Below are 16,940 nucleotides of genomic sequence, written 5' to 3'. Positions count from 1 at the left end.
CGATGACTTAGGTTAATGCATTCCATTTTGTACGTCAATCACTTTTGGGAATGACCGCCATTCGGTTTGAAAATGACGACGGGATGCAACAGATCATAGAAAAAAACCAACTCAGGGAGCGGGCTTCGGAGACGGCGGCGGGCGCTCAGGCGCTCTCGCGCTCCATGATGGAAAAGCCGATGTCGAGGATGGAATCCTGCACCACGCGCTCCTCCGAGCGCTCGAAGATGAAGCGTGCCGCAGTGCTGCCGATCCGGGCGCCGTCGATGCGCACCGTGGTCAGCGCCGGATGCAGGTCGCGCGAAAAACTCAGGTCACCCAGGCCGACCACGGCCAACTGGCCCGGCACGGCGATGCCCATCGCCTGCGCCTCGGTCAGCACGCCCAACGCCACCATGTCCGAGCTGCAGAACAGCGCGTCGACGTCCGGATGGCGGGCCAGCAGCTCGCGCAGGCCGGCGCGGCCCATGCCGACGTTGGTCGGCGCCGACACCACCCAGCCCGGCACCGTGGTTTCGCCCGGCATAGCCATGCCGAGCGCGACAGCGGTGTCGGAAAAGGCTTTCATGCGGCGCATGGCGCGCTGGTCGTTGGCGCTCAGCGTGGCGACCCGGCGGCGGCCCCGTCCATACAGGTAGCGCGCCACGGCCTCGCCCACTTTTTCGTGGGAAAAGCCGATCAGCATGTCGATGGGATTGGGCGTCAGGTCCCAGGTTTCCACCACCGGGATGCCGGAGGTCAGCAGGCGCTGGCGGCCCTGCGGCGAGCGCATGATACCGGTCAGCACCACGCCGTCCGGCCGGCGGCCGATGATGGTTTCCAGCAGTTCGTCCTCGCGCGAATCCTCGTAGCCGGACTGGCCCAGCATCAGCTGGTAGCCGTATCCTGCCAGCGCCGACGTCAGCGACTGCACCATCTCCAGGAACACGTTGCCGGAGATGGTGGGGATCACCGCCGCCACCAGCCGGCTCTTGCGCGAGGCCAGGCCGCCGGCCAGCATATTGGGCACGTAGCCGGTCTGCTCGACCGCCTGCCGGACCCGCAGCAGGATGGCCTCGGACACCGCGTTCGGCGTGTTGAGCGCGCGCGATGCAGTGATCGGCGCCACGCCGGCCAGCTTGGCGACATCGCGCAGCGTGGTGCCGCCGCTCTTGCGGCGGCTGCGGCGCGCCAGCGGCGGTTCCAGAGGATTGGGGTTGTTGGTATCAGTATCATCCATGAAATGATTCTAACACCGCAACATCAGTTGACTAGTGTGCTTTAGTTTTATAGCGCGCCAGTTCCATCTTGCCGATCTGGCTGCGGTGCACCTCGTCCGGACCGTCGGCCAGCCGCAGCGAACGCGCGCCCGCATAGGCCGAGGCCAGGAAGGGATCGGCCATGCCGCCGCCGCCCTGCACCTGGATCGCCCAGTCGATCACCTTGCAGGCCATCGCCGGCGCCGCCACCTTGATCATGGCGATCTCCTTGGCCGCCACCTTGTTGCCGACGGTGTCCATCATGTGGGCGGCGTTCAGCACCAGCAGGCGCGCCTGGTCGATCATGATGCGCGCTTCGGCGATGCGCTCCAGCGTCACGCCCTGCTCCGCCACCGGCTTGCCGAAGGCGACGCGGCCCAGGCTGCGCCTGCACATCTGCTCCAGCGCGCGCTCGGCCAGGCCGATCAGGCGCATGCAGTGGTGAATGCGGCCAGGCCCCAGACGGCCCTGGGCGATCTCGAAGCCGCGGCCCTCGCCCAGCAGCAGGTTGGAAGCCGGCACGCGCACGTTGTCGAAGACGATTTCGGCGTGGCCGTGCGGCGCGTCGTCGAAGCCGAACACCGGCAGGTGGCGCAGCACGTTGACGCCGGGCGTGTCGCGCGGGACCAGTATCATCGACTGCTGCAGGTGGCGGTTCGGATTGTCCGGATCGCTCTTGCCCATGAAGATGAAGATCTTGCAGCGCGGGTCGTTGCCGCCGGACGACCACCATTTGCGGCCGTTGATCACGTATTCGTCGCCGTCGAGCACGATGGAGCTGGCGATGTTGGTCGCGTCCGACGACGCCACGTCCGGCTCGGTCATGCCGAAGCAGGAGCGGATGCGGCCGTCCAGCAAGGGCTCCAGCCATTCGCGCTGCTGCGCCTCGGTGCCGTAGCGGGTCAGCACTTCCATGTTGCCGGTATCCGGCGCCGAGCAGTTGAACACTTCCGGCGCCCACACCGCGCGGCCCATGATCTCGCACAGCGGCGCATATTCCAGGTTGGTCAGGCCGGCGCCATGCTGGGAGTCGGGCAGGAACAGGTTCCACAGGCCAGCCTCGCGCGCCTTCAGCTTCAACTCTTCCATCACCCTGGTCGGTATCCAGGCATTGCCGGCGGCGCGGTTGGCGTCGATCTCGGCGTGGAAGCGCGCCTCGTTCGGGTAGATGTGCTGCTCCATGAAGGCGGTCAGCCTGGTCTGGAGTTGCTTTACTTTCGGGCTGTAGTCGAAATCCATGAAGTGCTCCTTAGCGGTACGTGACGGCGCCGGGTTGTCCCAACCATTCGAGGTGCGCGTAGTTGTTCAGGTAACTGAGCGTGATCTGGCCGGGGCGCTGCAGCAGTTTGGTGACGGCGCAATTGGCCAGCGTCCAGGTCATCTCCATCACCTGGTAGTCCTGCAATCCCAGCAGGTGTTGCATCAGCGTGGAGATCACGCCGCCGGAGGTGAACACGATGGTCGACTGGCCGCGGCTGCCGGTGTCGAGGCGCTCCAGCGCGGCCACGCAGCGGCGGCGGAATTCCGGCCAGGTTTCGCCGTAGTCGCTGTCATGCCAGCCGCTCATCCAGCGCTGCATGGCGGCGCGGAACAGATGCTCGAGCGCGCGCTGTGGCTCCACATGGCGCGCCATCATCTCCTTGAAAGCGACGGCGTCGCCGAATTCCGGGCAATGGCGCAGCAGCACCTGGTGATGGTCGAATTCGGCGAAGCCTTCGTCGGTAATCCATTCGGTATCGGCCAGCTGCGGCTTCGGCAACTCGGCCAGGCAGGTATCGGCGGTCTGGCGGTGGCGCGCCATGCCGCCGACCACCACGCGCTGGAACGACTGGCGGCCGTTGGCATACCACTGCCCCAGCAGGCGCGCCTGCTCGTAGCCCAGCGTCGACAGCTGATCGTAATTGGCGCTGCCGAACGAGGCCTGCCCGTGGCGCACCAGATAAATTTGTCCCATTTCGCTTCCGCCGTCAGATCAAAACAGCCCCCAGCTTACCGCCCGGCCTATAATTCATCAAATGAATAGTTTTAATTTAGCCCGATAAATATCATGCATATATCCAAGGTGGACCTCAACCTGTTCATCGTCTTCGAGGCTATCTACGCCGAAGGCAGCATCACGCGCGCCAGTTTGAAGATGAATCTGACGCAGCCGGCCATCAGCCATGCGCTGAACCGCTTGCGCCAGCTGTTCGACGATCCGCTGTTCGAGCGCCAGGGCCACGTGATGGTGCCGACGCCGCTGGCGCGCTCCATCATCGATCCGGTGCGGCAGTCGCTGCGCGGCTTCGAAGTGACGCTGAACGGCGCCGAGCGTTTCGACGCCGCCACCAGCGGGCGCAGCTTCTCGCTGGCGCTGCGCGACGTGCTGGAAGCGAGCGTGCTGCCGCCGCTGATGGCGCGCATGGCGCAGGATGCGCCGACGGTGGGCCTGAACACGCTGCAGGTCGGGCGCCGCGAACTGGAAAGCGAACTGGCGGCCGGCACGCTGGACGCCGCCATCGACGTCATGCTGCCGCTGTCGAACGAGATCCGCCGCACCTTGCTGGCGGCCGACCAGACGGTGGTGCTGGTGCGGCGGGGCCATCCGCTGGTGCAGGATGGGCAGGGAATGGATCTCGACGGCTACCTGGCGCTGGAACACATCCAGACCAGTTCGCGCCGGCGCGGACCGGGGCTGGAGGATTTTGAACTGAGCCGGCTGGGATTGCAGCGCCGCGTGCGGCTGCGCTGCCAGCACTACTTCGCGGCCTGCCGAGTGGTCAGCCAGACCGACCTGGCGCTGACGATGCCGGAGCGGCTGGCGCGCGTGGTCAACCAGCAGTTCGGCAACCAGATCCTGCCCTTCCCGCTGCAGATGCCGTCGCTCGACATCTACCTCTACTGGCACGCCAACATCGACACCGATCCCGCCGGCCTGTGGCTGCGCGAGCAGATCATCGAGGCCATGCGAGCGGTGGACTGATGGCAAATAGCCTATCTTCAGGCCGCGCACCGGTGAAGGTAAGCAGCTGAGTGGTGGGCGCCATTCGACGGGCAAACAAGCAGATCAAGCTTGTGCAATAATCTCGCACCCTCTACCTCATAGCCTATGAATTCCTCTTTTACACCTAAAAATCAATACCCAACCGAGAGAAAATATGTCCCAGAGATTGATGGTCTGCGGGCGTTGGCGGTTCTATTGGTGGTGTTCTGCCACGCCCGATTCAACATTCTCGCGGGGGGATTTATTGGCGTAGACGTCTTTTTCGTCATCTCGGGATACGTCGTTTGCCGCGCCATCCAATATTCGCAAAATCAAGGCACTTTCACACTGAAAGATTTTTATCTCCGTCGTTTGAAGCGTCTCGCGCCCTCTCTGTACGTGGTTATGGCGGCGACCCTGTCTTTTTGCCTGATTTACTGCTTCCCCGACAACAACCTCGCTTTGGTAAAAAATATCGGCTTTGTCACACTCTTTTATTCCAATATTTACCTGGCCAAGCAAACGGGATATTTTGATCTCGAAGCAAGCACCCGCTGTTGCACACCTGGTCGCTTTCCGTAGAGGAACAGTTTTATCTCATTATTCCGCTTTTGCTGATACTGGTACGCCGCCGAAGCAAGGCGTCCAAATTGGCATGCTTCGCCGTACTGGGGATTACGGGTTTTCTTTATTCTGTTTACACCGTTTCGCATTCCAGCGTTGGAGCCTATTACTACTTGCAGGGACGGTTTTATGAATTCATTCTCGGAATTTTTCTAGCGATCCTGTTCGAAGGACGCCCCGTTCGAGCTCGGCACTTCTTATTCGATGTCCTGATAATCTTGGGGTTGACACTAATCGTATGGTGCGGTCTCGCGTACGACAGCCATACTCCGATGCCGGGCGTTGCGGCATTGTGGCCCTGCTTGGGCGCACTGCTCGTGATCGCAGGCATGCAGGGCGCCAAGTGGATTAAGCCGATATTGTCGAATGGGCCGGTAGCATTTATCGGCAAGATTTCCTACGTCCTGTACCTTTGGCACTGGCCCGTGATTTTTGCCATGACCCGGCTTGAGCTAACGACCCCCGCGTGGATGCTGGTCGCCATTGGCGTTTCCTTTGTGCTGTCAGTCGCCACGCACTTTCTTATCGAACAACCGCTTCGCTATGTCAACTGGAGTCCGAAGCGCACTGCTACGGCACTTTTTTTGTTACCGTTCCTGCTCACCGCCTGCTCACTGGGGCTGGCTCGGTACACAGACAATTTTGTCGCGTTCTATCCGAAGAAATTTCAGCAGGACTATCGTGATTCCGGCCAAACAGTATTCAACGACAAACGAGCGAGTTTCTGCTGGAGCAAGGACGGCGTAACGCCGCCTACGCTATGCACGGTAGGCGACACAAAGTCGCAGCGCAAGGCCGTATTGCTGGGGGACAGCCATGCCTACCATCTGATTTCTTTCATCGACAAATTGGGGCAAAACAATCGGCTGGCGATTCACGACATGACTTTCACCATGTGTGCGCCGATTGAAAATAGCCCGCCTAAATCCGGCGATCCAGGCTTTCAAAAGCACGCGGAAGCCTGCATGGCGCATGGCAAGGCCGTGATGGAGTATGTACTGTCCCAGGATGACATCAGTGTCGTCTTAATGGCGGCCGTTTGGGATCTGTATGAAAATCCCGAATCAGGCCCAAACGTCAAACCCACGGGCCACGGTTACATGCCGGGACAGATCAACAAAGAACTGGCGGACACTGTGAGAAAGCTGGAAAGCGCCGGCAAGCAGGTCGTCTTTATCGATGACATCCCCGGACTGCCAGGCAACATGGAGGACTGTGTTTCAAATCGCCTGTACTTGCCTGGCCATCATCTGGATAGTTGCACCTATCCGAGCGAGATCGCAATGAATCGCTATCAGCACATTGACCTCATTCTGTCCGACATGAAGCGGCAGTTTCCCAAGACGGCCGTCATCCATACCTTCGATGTGCCTTGCGATGCCTTGGTCTGCCGCGCCGAACTCTCTGAAACGGGACTCTACAGCCACAACGACCGGGGACACTTGGGACGCGGGGGGAGCGCTATCTACTATGGAGAATACCTGAAACGCCACCCAACGGAGTTAGATGAGATTTTTACGCAAAGAAACAACAACCTGAGCAAAGAATGATGATTTGGGAATATTTTAAAAATGTTACTTTTGGATAGAATACATCGGCTACGGTTATTGCATAATAACTAAAATTGTGCGCCATGGATCCGTCGCAACCCAACTCCCAACGCTCATGAAATTATTATTAAAATAATGTTGACTTTATTTTTATTTTTACATAATGTAAACACTCACCATCAGCCGGTGGTTAAATAAGTCAACTTAAGGAAATATATGATCAAGAGTGGAATTGCGATTTTGGCATTTGGACTGAGTGCGGCTTGTTCCGCACAAGCATCGAACGTATTGAATTCCGATGGCAGTTTTTAGCTAAGGGACAATACATTAGCAACACAAACTACTCGCTGATTCTGCAAAGTGACGGAAATTTGACGCAATATTTTAATGCCCCAAATGGTACTCGCGCCGCGGCATTCACGACACGCACCACTAATGGCGAAAAGCTGTTTATGCAAAACGACGGCAATCTGGCGCTATACACAGGAGGTATGACGTGGGCTTGGACCTCGCAATCGGGCGGCCAACCTATAGGGAATTTCAAACTCGTCATGTATGAAACTGGCCGTATTGCCATATTGGATGGCAATGGTGGTGTATTAAAAGTTCTGAATGAAATTGATAAAGTTCAATCTTGGCAAACCGCCGTTTTCCCATTTCGCAAAGTTCAAAGCGGCCCAAATGGTGTCGTAGCTTGCGTCGATGGTTTTACGCCACAGAAAATTAACGGAGCAGAAGCAAATACTTGGGCCATCAGCAATGGCGGCTCCATTGGTTATTGCAATTCACCTTATTAATGTCTCTTGCACAGGTTCTATCGCAGAACCTGTGCAACAACATCGGTATTCCTATGCGTGGCTTACTTCTTTCCTCTCTGCTTACTGTTAGCTTAATTGGCGGCTATTTCTGCCTCCGCAATGAGGAAGCTCAGGAAAAACTTTCCATAGCAACGACTCCTCTGCCGGCGCAAGCCCCCAAATTGCCTAGAGCAGTCTCTCCTTGGTCAAATTCCCCTTTTAGCAAAGGAGCATCGTTACCACCTGACCAAACGGAAATTACTAAGAAACGCCGAGCCAGAATGGCTGCGGACGGAATTTTGACGCCCGAGAAATATTTTTCGATGAGCTTAAAGGAGTTGAACGCATTGGGAAAGGCGGGCGATACCTTGGCGTCACTTCAGCTCGCAGAACGTTACTGGAATGATCCAGCCGTGCTGGTGTACGATCCCGAAATGGATACTTCTAAGAATCCAAGAGAAATCGCGCTTGAATTCTATATCCGTGCCGTGCGTGGCGGAGCGGGAAAAATAACCGCTGTCATCGCCAAGCGCATGGTTGACGATGGCAATTTGGTAGAGGGAGCGGCTTGGGACATGTTAGCTCAGCGCTTTGGGCAAGACAAGAATGAGGAAACTTTCACACGAAATCTTACTTTCTCTAAATTGACATATGCTCAACTTGGAGAGGCACAAAAAAGAGCCGCAGAAATTGCCTCAAATATTGGATTTCCAATAGTTACAGAGTAATTTAAATTAAAATTTATAATCAACACCGGCAGTGATGCCATTAGTTATTTGCTTTTTGTCGCCGGTGACTTGAATCGGCATGTAGTTGATGTCGCTACGCACTGTCCATTTTCGATCAACTGCATATGCTACTCCAGCTCCGGCAACACCAGCAACACTATCCCATTTTTGCGCGTCACCATAAACCGACCAAATTTTGGCATGGGTAAAACTAACACCGAGTCTGCTATTAGCAGTCACTTTCTCGGCAATCTTGGTTGCCACTGTCCAATTTATTGCGAAGCCGGAAGCCCGAACATACTCTCTGCGAACGTCTCCGCTACGCAAAAAATATGGTTCTCCATATATGCCAAAGGAGTAGCCCATCAACTCCAGCCCTTGGAGCGTATCTTTCCCTAGCACTTCAACGGTACCCAGTTCATAGCCACCATATATTCGCCCCCCCTTATCAGCGATGCCATAATCGATACCCACGTAGTGAGGTACTAAATCGCTCGCGTAACCATAATTGGCGGTGGGGATTAGCAGGACTGCACATAAAGACTTCAGCGAAGCTTTCATCATTTCCTCATTTTTCTGGAATGGCACACGCACATAGTATGAAGCTGCTTTATCGCGTATGCCAGAAATTTGTGTTTAGTATTGTCTTGAGATACCTGAGGTTGCATGGCGTGATATCGCACGCAGAGGTAACTAGGTCAATCGAAATTGATGCGGCCTCAGAACCCAGACGGGCGCTGGGCCGCCACGCCGGCGGCTTTTTCCAGCGCCATGCCGGCACGGGCGATGGTGCCTTCGTCGAACAGGCGGCCGATCAGCGTGACGCCATGCGGCACCCGGCGCGGCGGCGACAGCTTGACCGTGGGATGCGATGGATCAGGCGTCCAGTCGCTGCGCGTCTCGCCGACTTCAACGAAGCCGGTGCGCAGCGTCAGCGACGGATGGCCGGTGTTGTTGGAGATGGTCAGCATCTCATCGCGCAGAGATGGCACCAGCAGCAGGTCCACCTGCGAGAAGATGCGCGCCATCTCCTGCGCCACCTTGCGCCGCAGCCGGTCCGACTGCACGAAATCCACCGCCGACAGGAAGCGCGCCTCGCGGAACAGATTGGGCCAGGCATCGGGCGTCTGCTCACGCAGCTGGTCGATGCGGCCGTCCGCCACGATCTCCTCGAACGCCGCCGCGCCTTCCGCGAACAGGATCACGTTCAGCGACTGATACGGCCAGTCGGGCAGCGTTACCGGCGTCGGGATCATGCCCAGCTTCCTGGCCGATTCCAGCGCCTGCCGATCGATATCGGTGGCCGGCGCCTCGTTCATCCATGATGGGAAATAGCCTATCTTCAGGCCGCGCACCGGTGCGCCGCTGTCGAAGTCCAGCTTGGCGGGCACGCTGGCGACGTCGGACGCATCCGGTCCCGATATCGCCTGCAGCACCAGCATCGCATCCTCGACGCAGCGTGTCATCGGGCCGAGCTTGTCGAGCGACCAGCACAAGGTCATCGCGCCGCCGCGCGGCACGCGGCCATAGGTGGGACGCAACCCCGTCACGCCGCAGCGCATGCTGGGACTGACGATGCTGCCGCCGGTCTCGCTGCCGATCGAAAAGCCCACCAACCCGGCCGCCGTCGCCGCGCCGGGACCGGCGCTGGAGCCGGACGCGCCCTCTTCCAGCAGCCACGGATTCATGGTCTGGCCGCCGAACCAAATGTCGTTCAGGGCCAGCGCGCCGAGACTGAGCTTGGCGATCAGCACCGCGCCGGCAGCCGTCAGGCGCGCAACCACGGTGGAGTCGGCAGCCGGCACGCGGTTGCGGAACGGTTCCGCGCCCCATGTGGTGGCGATGCCGGCGGTGTCCAGCAAATCCTTGACGCCGTATGGTATGCCGTGCAGCGGGCCGCGGTATTTTCCGGCGGCGATTTCCTTGTCGGCCTGGCGCGCCTGCGCCAGCGCATGCTCGCGCGTCACGGTGATGACGCAGCGCAGCTTCGGATCGAGACGCTGGATGCGGTCCAGGTAAATCGTCGTCAGGCGCTCGGAGCTCAGCTTGCGGCTCTCGATCCAGCGCGACAGCTGGGTCACGGTGGCGAAAGCGATATCATCGCCGCTGGCGGGCAGCGCGCCGGCATCGGCCCGGGTCCGCACAAAGCGTGCGCGCGACGGGCCTGGCGAAGCGGCGCCCAAGGCGGGATCCCACACGGTGGCGGGAGCCAGTCCGTCGGCCAGCGCGACCTTGCGCGGACCGGTACGACGTTCCAGCATCGACGCCATCGACGTGCGCCAGCTGGCGGCTGCCATCGCGCGCTGGGCCGGCGTCATCGAGGTCTGCATCAGCTTTTCCGCCTCGGAGAAGGTGGCGGACGATACTTCCGGGCCGACGGCGGGCAAGGTGCCGAAGGTCGGCGGCGAGCCCGCAGGCGCCTCGTTTGCCACCTGCGCCTGCGCGCCGCGCGTGGCGGCCAGCGCGGCCAGAGTGGTGGATGCGTTGATCAGGAATTGTCTGCGGAATTTCATGAGCCCTCTCTATGTCGAATTATTGGCAGCCTGCGCTGCCGCCGGCAGCCAGTCCGCGTATGGCCTTGGACATCTCGACGGCGATGCGGGCGACAGCGCGGCGGTGGCCCGCGACCAGCGCATCGTAGCCGGCGCCGACGGGTTCATTGGCGACGCTGCGGCAGGTCAGCACCTTCGTACTGCCGACCAGCCGAACGCTCCACACGGCGTCGATCAGCGCATACCGGCCAGGCGCGGATTCGAAACGCTGCACGTTGGTGCTGATGCGGTAGACCGGCGCGCCGTCGGTGGTCGGCGTGCGGAACACGTCCACCGTTCCCAGCTCACCGGTAATCGCCAGCGACAGCGACTGGCTGATTTCCGCCGCGGGCATCGCCGACCAGCGCTCGTGTTCCAGCAGATCGACGCGCCCGGCCTCGGTGCTGACCACCATCTGGTAACGCGCCACCTGCTGCGGCACCGTCACCGTGGGCAGTTCGATGTAAAAGCCGGGCGACGCGGCCGGCTGCGCCGGCACGCCCATGCCGTTACTCAGGCTGTAAAAGTGCTCGGGCGGACTGGCGGCGCAAGCGGCCAGCAGCAGCGAGCCCGCCATGGCCAGCGCGGTTCGATAGCGCATCATTTAGGTTCTCCCTTGGTGTCTTGCTTGCTCTGCTTGCCGCGTATCAGCGACTCCGGATGCCGCTCCAGATAGTCCGTCAGCGCGTTCAGCGATTGCATCGTTTGCGTCAACTGCTGCAAGGCCTCGCGCAGGTCGGACTGCACCGGCGAATCCTTCTGCAGCAGCTGGTCGGCCGCGCCGAAAGTCTTGCGCGCCGCGCCCAGCGTATCCTTCATCTCCGGCACCACCTGCGCGTCGAGCTGCTTGAACAGCACGTTGGCGCTCTTCAGCGTATCGCGCAGGTTGTTGCCGATCTCGCCGAACGGCACCTGGTCCAGCTTGCGCGCGATGCTGGCGATCTGGGTCTGCAGCTCGTCCAGGCTGTTCGGCACCGTCGGCACCTCCAGCGGATACTGCGCCATATCGAGCTTGACCGCCGGTGCGTTGGGGAAGAAGTCCAGCGCCACGTAGAGCTGGCCGGTCAGCAGGTTGCCGGTGCGTAGCTGGCCGCGCAGGCCGCGCGAGACCATCCGCTCCAGCACCAGCGGCCCGGCGCTGCGTTCCTGCTCGCTGGCGACGCTTTCCTGGAAGCTGCGTCCCAGCCGCGCCGGATACATGTCCACCGTCACCGGCATGCGGAACGATTTCTTGACCGGATCGAACTCCACGCCGACGGAACGCACCTCGCCCAGCACGATGCCGCGGAAGTCCACCGGCGCCCCCGGCGACAAGCCGCGCAGCGACTGGTCGAAATACAGCACGGTGGTGATCGGCACGCCGTCCGGTTCGCGCAGGGCGCTGGCCTGATCGGCCGCCAGCGGGAAATCGGTGCCGGCGGGCGCCAACGCATCGGGCTTCTGGCCGCTGATGGTCTCAAAGGCGATGCCGCCAACCAGCAGCGCCGCAAGCGACTGCGTGTTGACCTTGAAACCGTTGGAGTCGAGCCGCACGTCGATGCCGCTGGCATGCCACCAGCGCGTGCTCTTGCCGACATACTGGTCATATGGTGCGCTGACAAACACGCCCATCTTGACGCCACGGCCTTTCTCGTCCAGATCGAAAGAGGTCACCTGTCCGACCTGGATGCGGCGATAGAAAATCGGCGAACCGACATCGATCGAACCGAGGCTTTCGCCGTGCAGTGTATAGCGCGTACCCTTCTCGTCCAGTGCCACCTGCGGCGGTTTTTCGAGGCCGACGAATTCGTCCTTCTTCTCCTGCGACTTGCCGGCATCGACACCGATGTAGGCGCCGGACAGCAAGGTGCTCAGGCCGGAAACGCCGCTGGCCCCCACGCGCGGCCTGACCACCCAGAAGCGCGTGTCGGCGGCGGTGAAGCGCTTGGCCTCCTTGCTCATGTCGATCGTCACCAGCACCTTGGACAAATCCTGCGCCAGCGTGATCGAGCGCACCAGGCCGATATCGACATCCTTGAACTTGACCTTGGTCTTGCCCGGTTCCAGCCCGTCGCCGCTGCGGAAACTCACCGTCACCGTCGGCCCCTGGTCCATCACCGACTTGGCCACCAGCGCCAGGCCGATCAGCGCAGCCAGCAAGGGAATCAGCCAGACCAGCGAAGGCAGCCAGCGGCTGGCTTTCTCCACTTTCGGTTCGGGCAACGGCGGCGGGCCGCCTTCGTTTTCAGGCATGGTTCTCTCCATTTGAATCGATCGGGTCCCAGATCAGGCGCGGATCAAACTGCATCGAGGCCAGCATGGTCAGCACCACCACGGCGCAAAACGCCATTGCGCCGGGACCGGCGGTAATCACGGCCAGCGACTGGAAGCGCACCAGCGCCACCGTCAGCGTGATGACGAAAATATCGAGCATCGACCAGCGGCCGACAAACTCCACGATCCGGTACAGCGTCGTGCGCTGCAAGGGCCGCCAGCGCGAGCGCCGCTGCGCCGTCAACGCCAGCAGCGACAGCGCGGCCAGTTTCAGCACCGGCACCACGATGCTGGCGATGAAGATGATCGCCGCCAGCGCCGGCGAGCCGCTGGTCCAGAAGTAGACCACGCCGCTGATGATGGTGTCGTCCTCCTTGCCGAACAGCGAATGGGTGTACATCACCGGCAGCAGGTTGGCGGGAATATAGAGGATGGTGGCGGCCAGCAGGAAAGCCCAGGTGCGGCCCACGCTGTCCGGACGACGGCGGTGCAGCACGGCGCCGCAGCGGGCGCAATGCTGTCTCTTCTGATTGGACTGATTCAGTTGCGCCACCAGACCGCAGCTGTGGCACGCGGCCAGCCGCGCGTGCGGCTTGTATTGAAAATCGGCTTGGGCAGGCCGTCCCGGCCCGGGCAGGTGCTCGCCGATATTCCACAGCATTTGCGGATCGAAGGACGTGACGACGGCCAGCATCAGCGTCAGCGCGCCGAACGCGAACAGGCCCGGTTGCACCATCACCTGCGCCAGGCTGGTCATCTTGACGATGGTGATCAGGATGCCGATCATCAGCACCTCGGTCATGCCCCAGCGCCGTGCCGCGCCGACCGCCCGCAGCAGCCGGTCGAAGCCGCGCGGCCGCACGCCGCTGCGCAGCGCCAGCGTCACGTACAGCAGCGCACCCAGCTCCACCGCGGGCAGCAGCACCGTGAACAGGGTCACGGCCACCGCCACCATCTGCATCTGCTCCGTCCACAGCACGCGGATCGCGCCCAGCAAGGTGGCGCTGGACGTGTAGCCGTTGACATCCAGTTCGACAATGGGACAGGCCTGGGCGATCAGGAAAGTGAAGATGGCGCCCAGCGTGATGGCCGCCATGCGGTTGACATCCGAATGGATGCCACGGTACAGGATCGAACGACAGCGCACACAGCGCGCCTTCTCGCGAGGGCGCACCGGGCCTCGGCGGTGCAGGACGCCGCAGTCATGGCAACTGATCAAATCGTATCGATGCACTGGCTGGCCGTTTGGTCAATAATGACCATATCATACGACAATCAGCCTATATCCAAACGAAACCGGCTTACTTGATGCTGGTGGCCAGTTCCTGGAAATTCTCCGTCCTGCCCAAGGCCTGCCAGGTGGCCAGCAGGTTGGCCGGTGGCGCGATCAACTTGCGGGCCGCCAGGTCGAGCCAACCGCCGGTGCTGGTGACCCGCGCCGCCAGCTTGCCGTCGGCGCGGATGATGTCGGTGCTGAGCGACCAGCGGCTGCCGTCGGCGGACAAACCCGCGACGCCCAGCGTCACGGTAATCTCTTCCAGCAGCATGACTTCCTTGAAGTAGGCGATTTCGTCCTTCATCACCACCGGGCCGATGTTCAGGCGCATGAACTCACTCATCGGAAAGCCGTTCTCCGACAGGAACAGCATGCGCACGTCGCCCGCCTTGTCCAGGAAGGCGGTGTTGCGCATATGGCTGTTGAAGTCCATATCGCCCCAGCCGGCCATCATCTTTTTCTCAAACATCTCTACTCTCCAAGGAAATCCAATAGCGTGCATGCTACCACCTTGGTCGCCTTGCGCAGGTCTTCCAGCAGCAAGCGCTCGTCGGCCTTCTTGGCGTTCGATTCCGGCACCGAGCGCGGACCGGCGCCATACAGCACGGCCGGGATGCCCTGCTCGCCGTACAGGCGCGCGTCCGCGTACAGCGGCGTGCCTTGCGCCGGGATCTTCTCGCCGATCCAGGCCTGGGCGTTCTGCTGCAGGCTGGCCACCAGCTTGTCGGTACCCGGCTGCTCGCGCAACGCGTGCGACAGCAGCAGGCGCTTGATCTCCAGCGTGATGCCCGGCAGGCCCTTCACCGAATCTTCGATCAACTTGCGCACCTGCGCCTCCACCGCCACCGGATCTTCTTCCGGAATCATGCGGCGGTCCATCTTCAGCACCACCTTGCCGGGCACCACGTTGGTGTTGGTGCCGCCGTCGATGCGGCCCACCAGCATGGTCGGCGAGTCGATACCAGGGATGTTCGATTTGATTTTTTTCAGCTCCGGCAGCTGGCCATAGATGGCGTTCAATATGTGCGTGGCCGCCTGCAGCGCATCGTGGCCGGTTTCCGGCATCGCGCCGTGGCCGGACTTGCCGTGCACCGTGATCTCCAGCTGGAGACAGGCGTTATGCGCGGTGACGATGTTGTAGCTGAAGCCCGCGGCGATGACGAAATCGGGCTTGGTCAGCTTTTGCTCCAGCAGCCAGCCCGGCCCGAGCAGGCCACCGAATTCCTCGTCGTAGGTGAAGTGCAGCTCGACGCCGCCCTTCAGCGGTACACCGAGCGCCTCCAGCGCGCGCGTGGCGAAGATGTAGGTGGCGAAGTCGCACTTGGAGACGGCGGCGGCACGGCCGTAGATGTAGCCGTTCTCCACCACGCCTCCGTACGGCGGATAGGTCCAGTTATCGCCCGGAGGCACCACGTCGCCGTGGGCGTTCAGCGCCACGGTCGGGCCGCCGGCCGCATAGGGACGGCGCACGATCAGGTTGGTGATGGTCTCCATGCCGTAATCGCGCACCACCTGTTCCGGTACCGCGTGCTTCTCCGCGCTCCAGCCGTAGCCCTTGACCAGGTCGGCCACCATGTCCGCATGCGGCGCGTTGTTGCCGGGCGGCGTATCGGTCGGCACGCCCAGCAACTGCTGCAGCACGCGGACTTCCTCGTCGAAATGCGCGTCGATCCACTGCGCCAGTTGTTCTTTTTGAGTGCTCATTGTTTTTCTCTCACTTTGCGCCGGCGTCGAACCAGGCGCCAAGCTGCGCCCGTTCCGCGTCGGTGATGTTGGTCAGGTTCGCCAGCGGCATGGCTTTCAGCTGGACCGCCTGCTTGTAGATTTTTTCCGCGTTCTGGTGGATCTGCTCCGGCGTCTCCAGCATCACGCCGGACGGCGCGGTCGCAAAGCCCGGCTGCGTTGGATGCGCTGCGTGGCATGCCACGCAGCGCTGGTCGATGATGGTCTTCACCTTGGCGAATTGCGCCGCCGGATCGGCGGCCGGCGCGACAGCCACCGGGCGCGCCGGCGCGATCGCCACGGCCACGCCGGCCAGCAGCGCCACGCCGATGGCCGGGTAACGCCATTCCACGCGGCCCTTGTGGCGCAGGTTGAAGAAGTGGCGGATGAAGACGCCGGCCGCCATGATAAAGGCCAGCACCAGCCACGCGCGGTCGTTCCGGTAGGTCATCGCGTAGTGGTTGCTGATCATGATGAACAATACCGGCAGCGTGAAGTAGTTATTGTGGACGCTGCGCTGCTTGGCTTTCTGGCCATGGATAGGATCGGGCATGCGGCCGGCCGACATGGCCTCGACCATCTTGCGCTGACCGGGAATGATCAGCATCAGCACATTGCCGACCATGATGGTGCCGATCAGCGCGCCGACGTGGATATAGGCCGCGCGGCCGCTCAGCACATGGGTCAGGCCGTAGGCCGCGCCGACGATCAGCGCGAACACCACCACGCCGAACCACAGGTCGCGCTGTCCCAGCGGCGAGCGGCACAGCAGGTCGTACACGGTCCAGCCGACGACCAGCGTGCCGACGCCGATGCCGATCGCCTGCCAGCTGCCGATGTCGGCCACCGACTTGTCGATCATCATCGCCTGCGCGTTGAAGTAGTAGGCGATGGTCAGCAGCGCGATGCCGGACAGCCAGGTGGAATATGCCTCCCACTTGAACCAGTGCAGCTCCTTCGGCAGTTCCGCCGGCGCCACCAGGTATTTTTGCGGGTTGTAGAAGCCGCCGCCGTGCACCGCCCACAGTTCGCCGGACACGCCCTTCTTCGCCAGCTCCGAGCCGGGTGCCGGCGGGCGGATCGAATTATCCAGCCAGACGAAGTAGAACGAGGCGCCTATCCAGGCGATGCCGGTGATGATGTGCAGCCAGCGCACGATCAGATTGAGCCACTCAAGGCCGTACGGGATCAGATAGGCGAATGATTCCATGGATACTTTCAGGTAAAGGCTGTGGCTAATTTACAGAAGATAAACGGAT

At 61.2% G+C, this 16,940-nt stretch carries 16 protein-coding genes; 5 read left to right on the top strand and 11 right to left on the bottom strand.

What is annotated here, in order from left to right; translation table 11 throughout:
* Nucleotides 1–145 precede the first annotated feature (145 nt).
* The 3 genes from ABWW33_RS06135 to ABWW33_RS06125 are packed head-to-tail and all read right to left on the bottom strand — an operon-like array spanning nucleotide 146 to nucleotide 3,192.
* The gene (locus ABWW33_RS06135) at nucleotides 146–1,219 is read right to left on the bottom strand and encodes a LacI family DNA-binding transcriptional regulator (protein ID WP_176654538.1); all 1,074 of its coding nucleotides are present in this window, start codon (nucleotides 1,217–1,219) and stop codon (nucleotides 146–148) included.
* Between the two features lie 31 nt (nucleotides 1,220–1,250).
* Nucleotides 1,251–2,477: an acyl-CoA dehydrogenase family protein gene (locus ABWW33_RS06130; RefSeq protein ID WP_353400028.1), complete on the bottom strand. Its 1,227-nt coding sequence runs from the start codon at nucleotides 2,475–2,477 to the stop codon at nucleotides 1,251–1,253.
* A 10-nt stretch (nucleotides 2,478–2,487) separates the two neighbouring features.
* Complete coding sequence (locus tag ABWW33_RS06125; RefSeq protein ID WP_176654540.1) at nucleotides 2,488–3,192, bottom strand: histidine phosphatase family protein; 705 nt, start codon at nucleotides 3,190–3,192, stop codon at nucleotides 2,488–2,490.
* A 93-nt stretch (nucleotides 3,193–3,285) separates the two neighbouring features.
* Here ABWW33_RS06125 and ABWW33_RS06120 point away from each other — a divergent pair, with 93 nt between their 5' ends.
* The 5 genes from ABWW33_RS06120 to ABWW33_RS06100 all read left to right on the top strand — a co-directional run bounded on the left by ABWW33_RS06120 (nucleotide 3,286) and on the right by ABWW33_RS06100 (nucleotide 7,899).
* Complete coding sequence (locus ABWW33_RS06120; protein WP_353400025.1) at nucleotides 3,286–4,200, top strand: LysR family transcriptional regulator; 915 nt, start codon at nucleotides 3,286–3,288, stop codon at nucleotides 4,198–4,200.
* Between the two features lie 126 nt (nucleotides 4,201–4,326).
* The gene (locus tag ABWW33_RS06115) at nucleotides 4,327–4,782 is read left to right on the top strand and encodes an acyltransferase family protein (RefSeq protein ID WP_353400023.1); all 456 of its coding nucleotides are present in this window, start codon (nucleotides 4,327–4,329) and stop codon (nucleotides 4,780–4,782) included.
* A complete protein-coding gene (locus ABWW33_RS06110) occupies nucleotides 4,758–6,374 on the top strand; it encodes an acyltransferase family protein (RefSeq protein WP_353400020.1) in 1,617 nt (538 codons plus the stop codon). The genes ABWW33_RS06115 and ABWW33_RS06110 overlap by 25 nt, the downstream gene beginning before the upstream one ends.
* A gap of 263 nt (nucleotides 6,375–6,637) precedes the next feature.
* A complete protein-coding gene (locus ABWW33_RS06105; protein WP_353400017.1) occupies nucleotides 6,638–7,171 on the top strand; it encodes a hypothetical protein in 534 nt (177 codons plus the stop codon).
* Nucleotides 7,120–7,899: a hypothetical protein gene (locus ABWW33_RS06100; protein WP_353400014.1), complete on the top strand. Its 780-nt coding sequence runs from the start codon at nucleotides 7,120–7,122 to the stop codon at nucleotides 7,897–7,899. Before ABWW33_RS06105 ends, ABWW33_RS06100 begins: the two co-directional genes overlap by 52 nt.
* 6 nt (nucleotides 7,900–7,905) lie before the next feature.
* Here ABWW33_RS06100 and ABWW33_RS06095 read toward each other — a convergent pair whose 3' ends face one another.
* The 8 genes from ABWW33_RS06095 to ABWW33_RS06060 all read right to left on the bottom strand — a co-directional run bounded on the left by ABWW33_RS06095 (nucleotide 7,906) and on the right by ABWW33_RS06060 (nucleotide 16,891).
* On the bottom strand, nucleotides 7,906–8,463 hold the full coding sequence (locus ABWW33_RS06095; protein WP_353400011.1) for a hypothetical protein: 558 nt from the start codon (nucleotides 8,461–8,463) through the stop codon (nucleotides 7,906–7,908).
* A gap of 155 nt (nucleotides 8,464–8,618) precedes the next feature.
* Nucleotides 8,619–10,412 (bottom strand): amidase, encoded by a 1,794-nt coding sequence (locus ABWW33_RS06090; RefSeq protein ID WP_353400008.1) that lies wholly within the window; start codon nucleotides 10,410–10,412, stop codon nucleotides 8,619–8,621.
* Nucleotides 10,413–10,431: 19 nt separating this feature from the next.
* On the bottom strand, nucleotides 10,432–11,034 hold the full coding sequence (locus ABWW33_RS06085; protein ID WP_353400005.1) for a PqiC family protein: 603 nt from the start codon (nucleotides 11,032–11,034) through the stop codon (nucleotides 10,432–10,434).
* Entirely contained in the window at nucleotides 11,031–12,662 is a 1,632-nt protein-coding gene (locus ABWW33_RS06080; RefSeq protein ID WP_176654544.1) for a PqiB family protein, read from the bottom strand. The genes ABWW33_RS06085 and ABWW33_RS06080 overlap by 4 nt, the downstream gene beginning before the upstream one ends.
* The gene (locus tag ABWW33_RS06075) at nucleotides 12,655–13,917 is read right to left on the bottom strand and encodes a paraquat-inducible protein A (RefSeq protein ID WP_353400002.1); all 1,263 of its coding nucleotides are present in this window, start codon (nucleotides 13,915–13,917) and stop codon (nucleotides 12,655–12,657) included. Before ABWW33_RS06075 ends, ABWW33_RS06080 begins: the two co-directional genes overlap by 8 nt.
* 67 nt (nucleotides 13,918–13,984) lie before the next feature.
* Nucleotides 13,985–14,428: a thioesterase family protein gene (locus ABWW33_RS06070; protein WP_353399999.1), complete on the bottom strand. Its 444-nt coding sequence runs from the start codon at nucleotides 14,426–14,428 to the stop codon at nucleotides 13,985–13,987.
* A 2-nt stretch (nucleotides 14,429–14,430) separates the two neighbouring features.
* Complete coding sequence (locus tag ABWW33_RS06065) at nucleotides 14,431–15,663, bottom strand: M20/M25/M40 family metallo-hydrolase (RefSeq protein ID WP_176654547.1); 1,233 nt, start codon at nucleotides 15,661–15,663, stop codon at nucleotides 14,431–14,433.
* 10 nt (nucleotides 15,664–15,673) lie between these two features.
* Nucleotides 15,674–16,891, bottom strand: a complete 1,218-nt coding sequence (locus tag ABWW33_RS06060; protein ID WP_353399996.1) for a urate hydroxylase PuuD — start codon at nucleotides 16,889–16,891, stop codon at nucleotides 15,674–15,676.
* Nucleotides 16,892–16,940: the final 49 nt, after the last annotated feature.

The sequence above is a fragment of the Duganella hordei genome, assembly GCF_040369125.1.
Lineage (GTDB): Bacteria > Pseudomonadota > Gammaproteobacteria > Burkholderiales > Burkholderiaceae_D > Rugamonas > Rugamonas hordei.
This window is presented reverse-complemented; position numbering and strand designations above follow the sequence as displayed.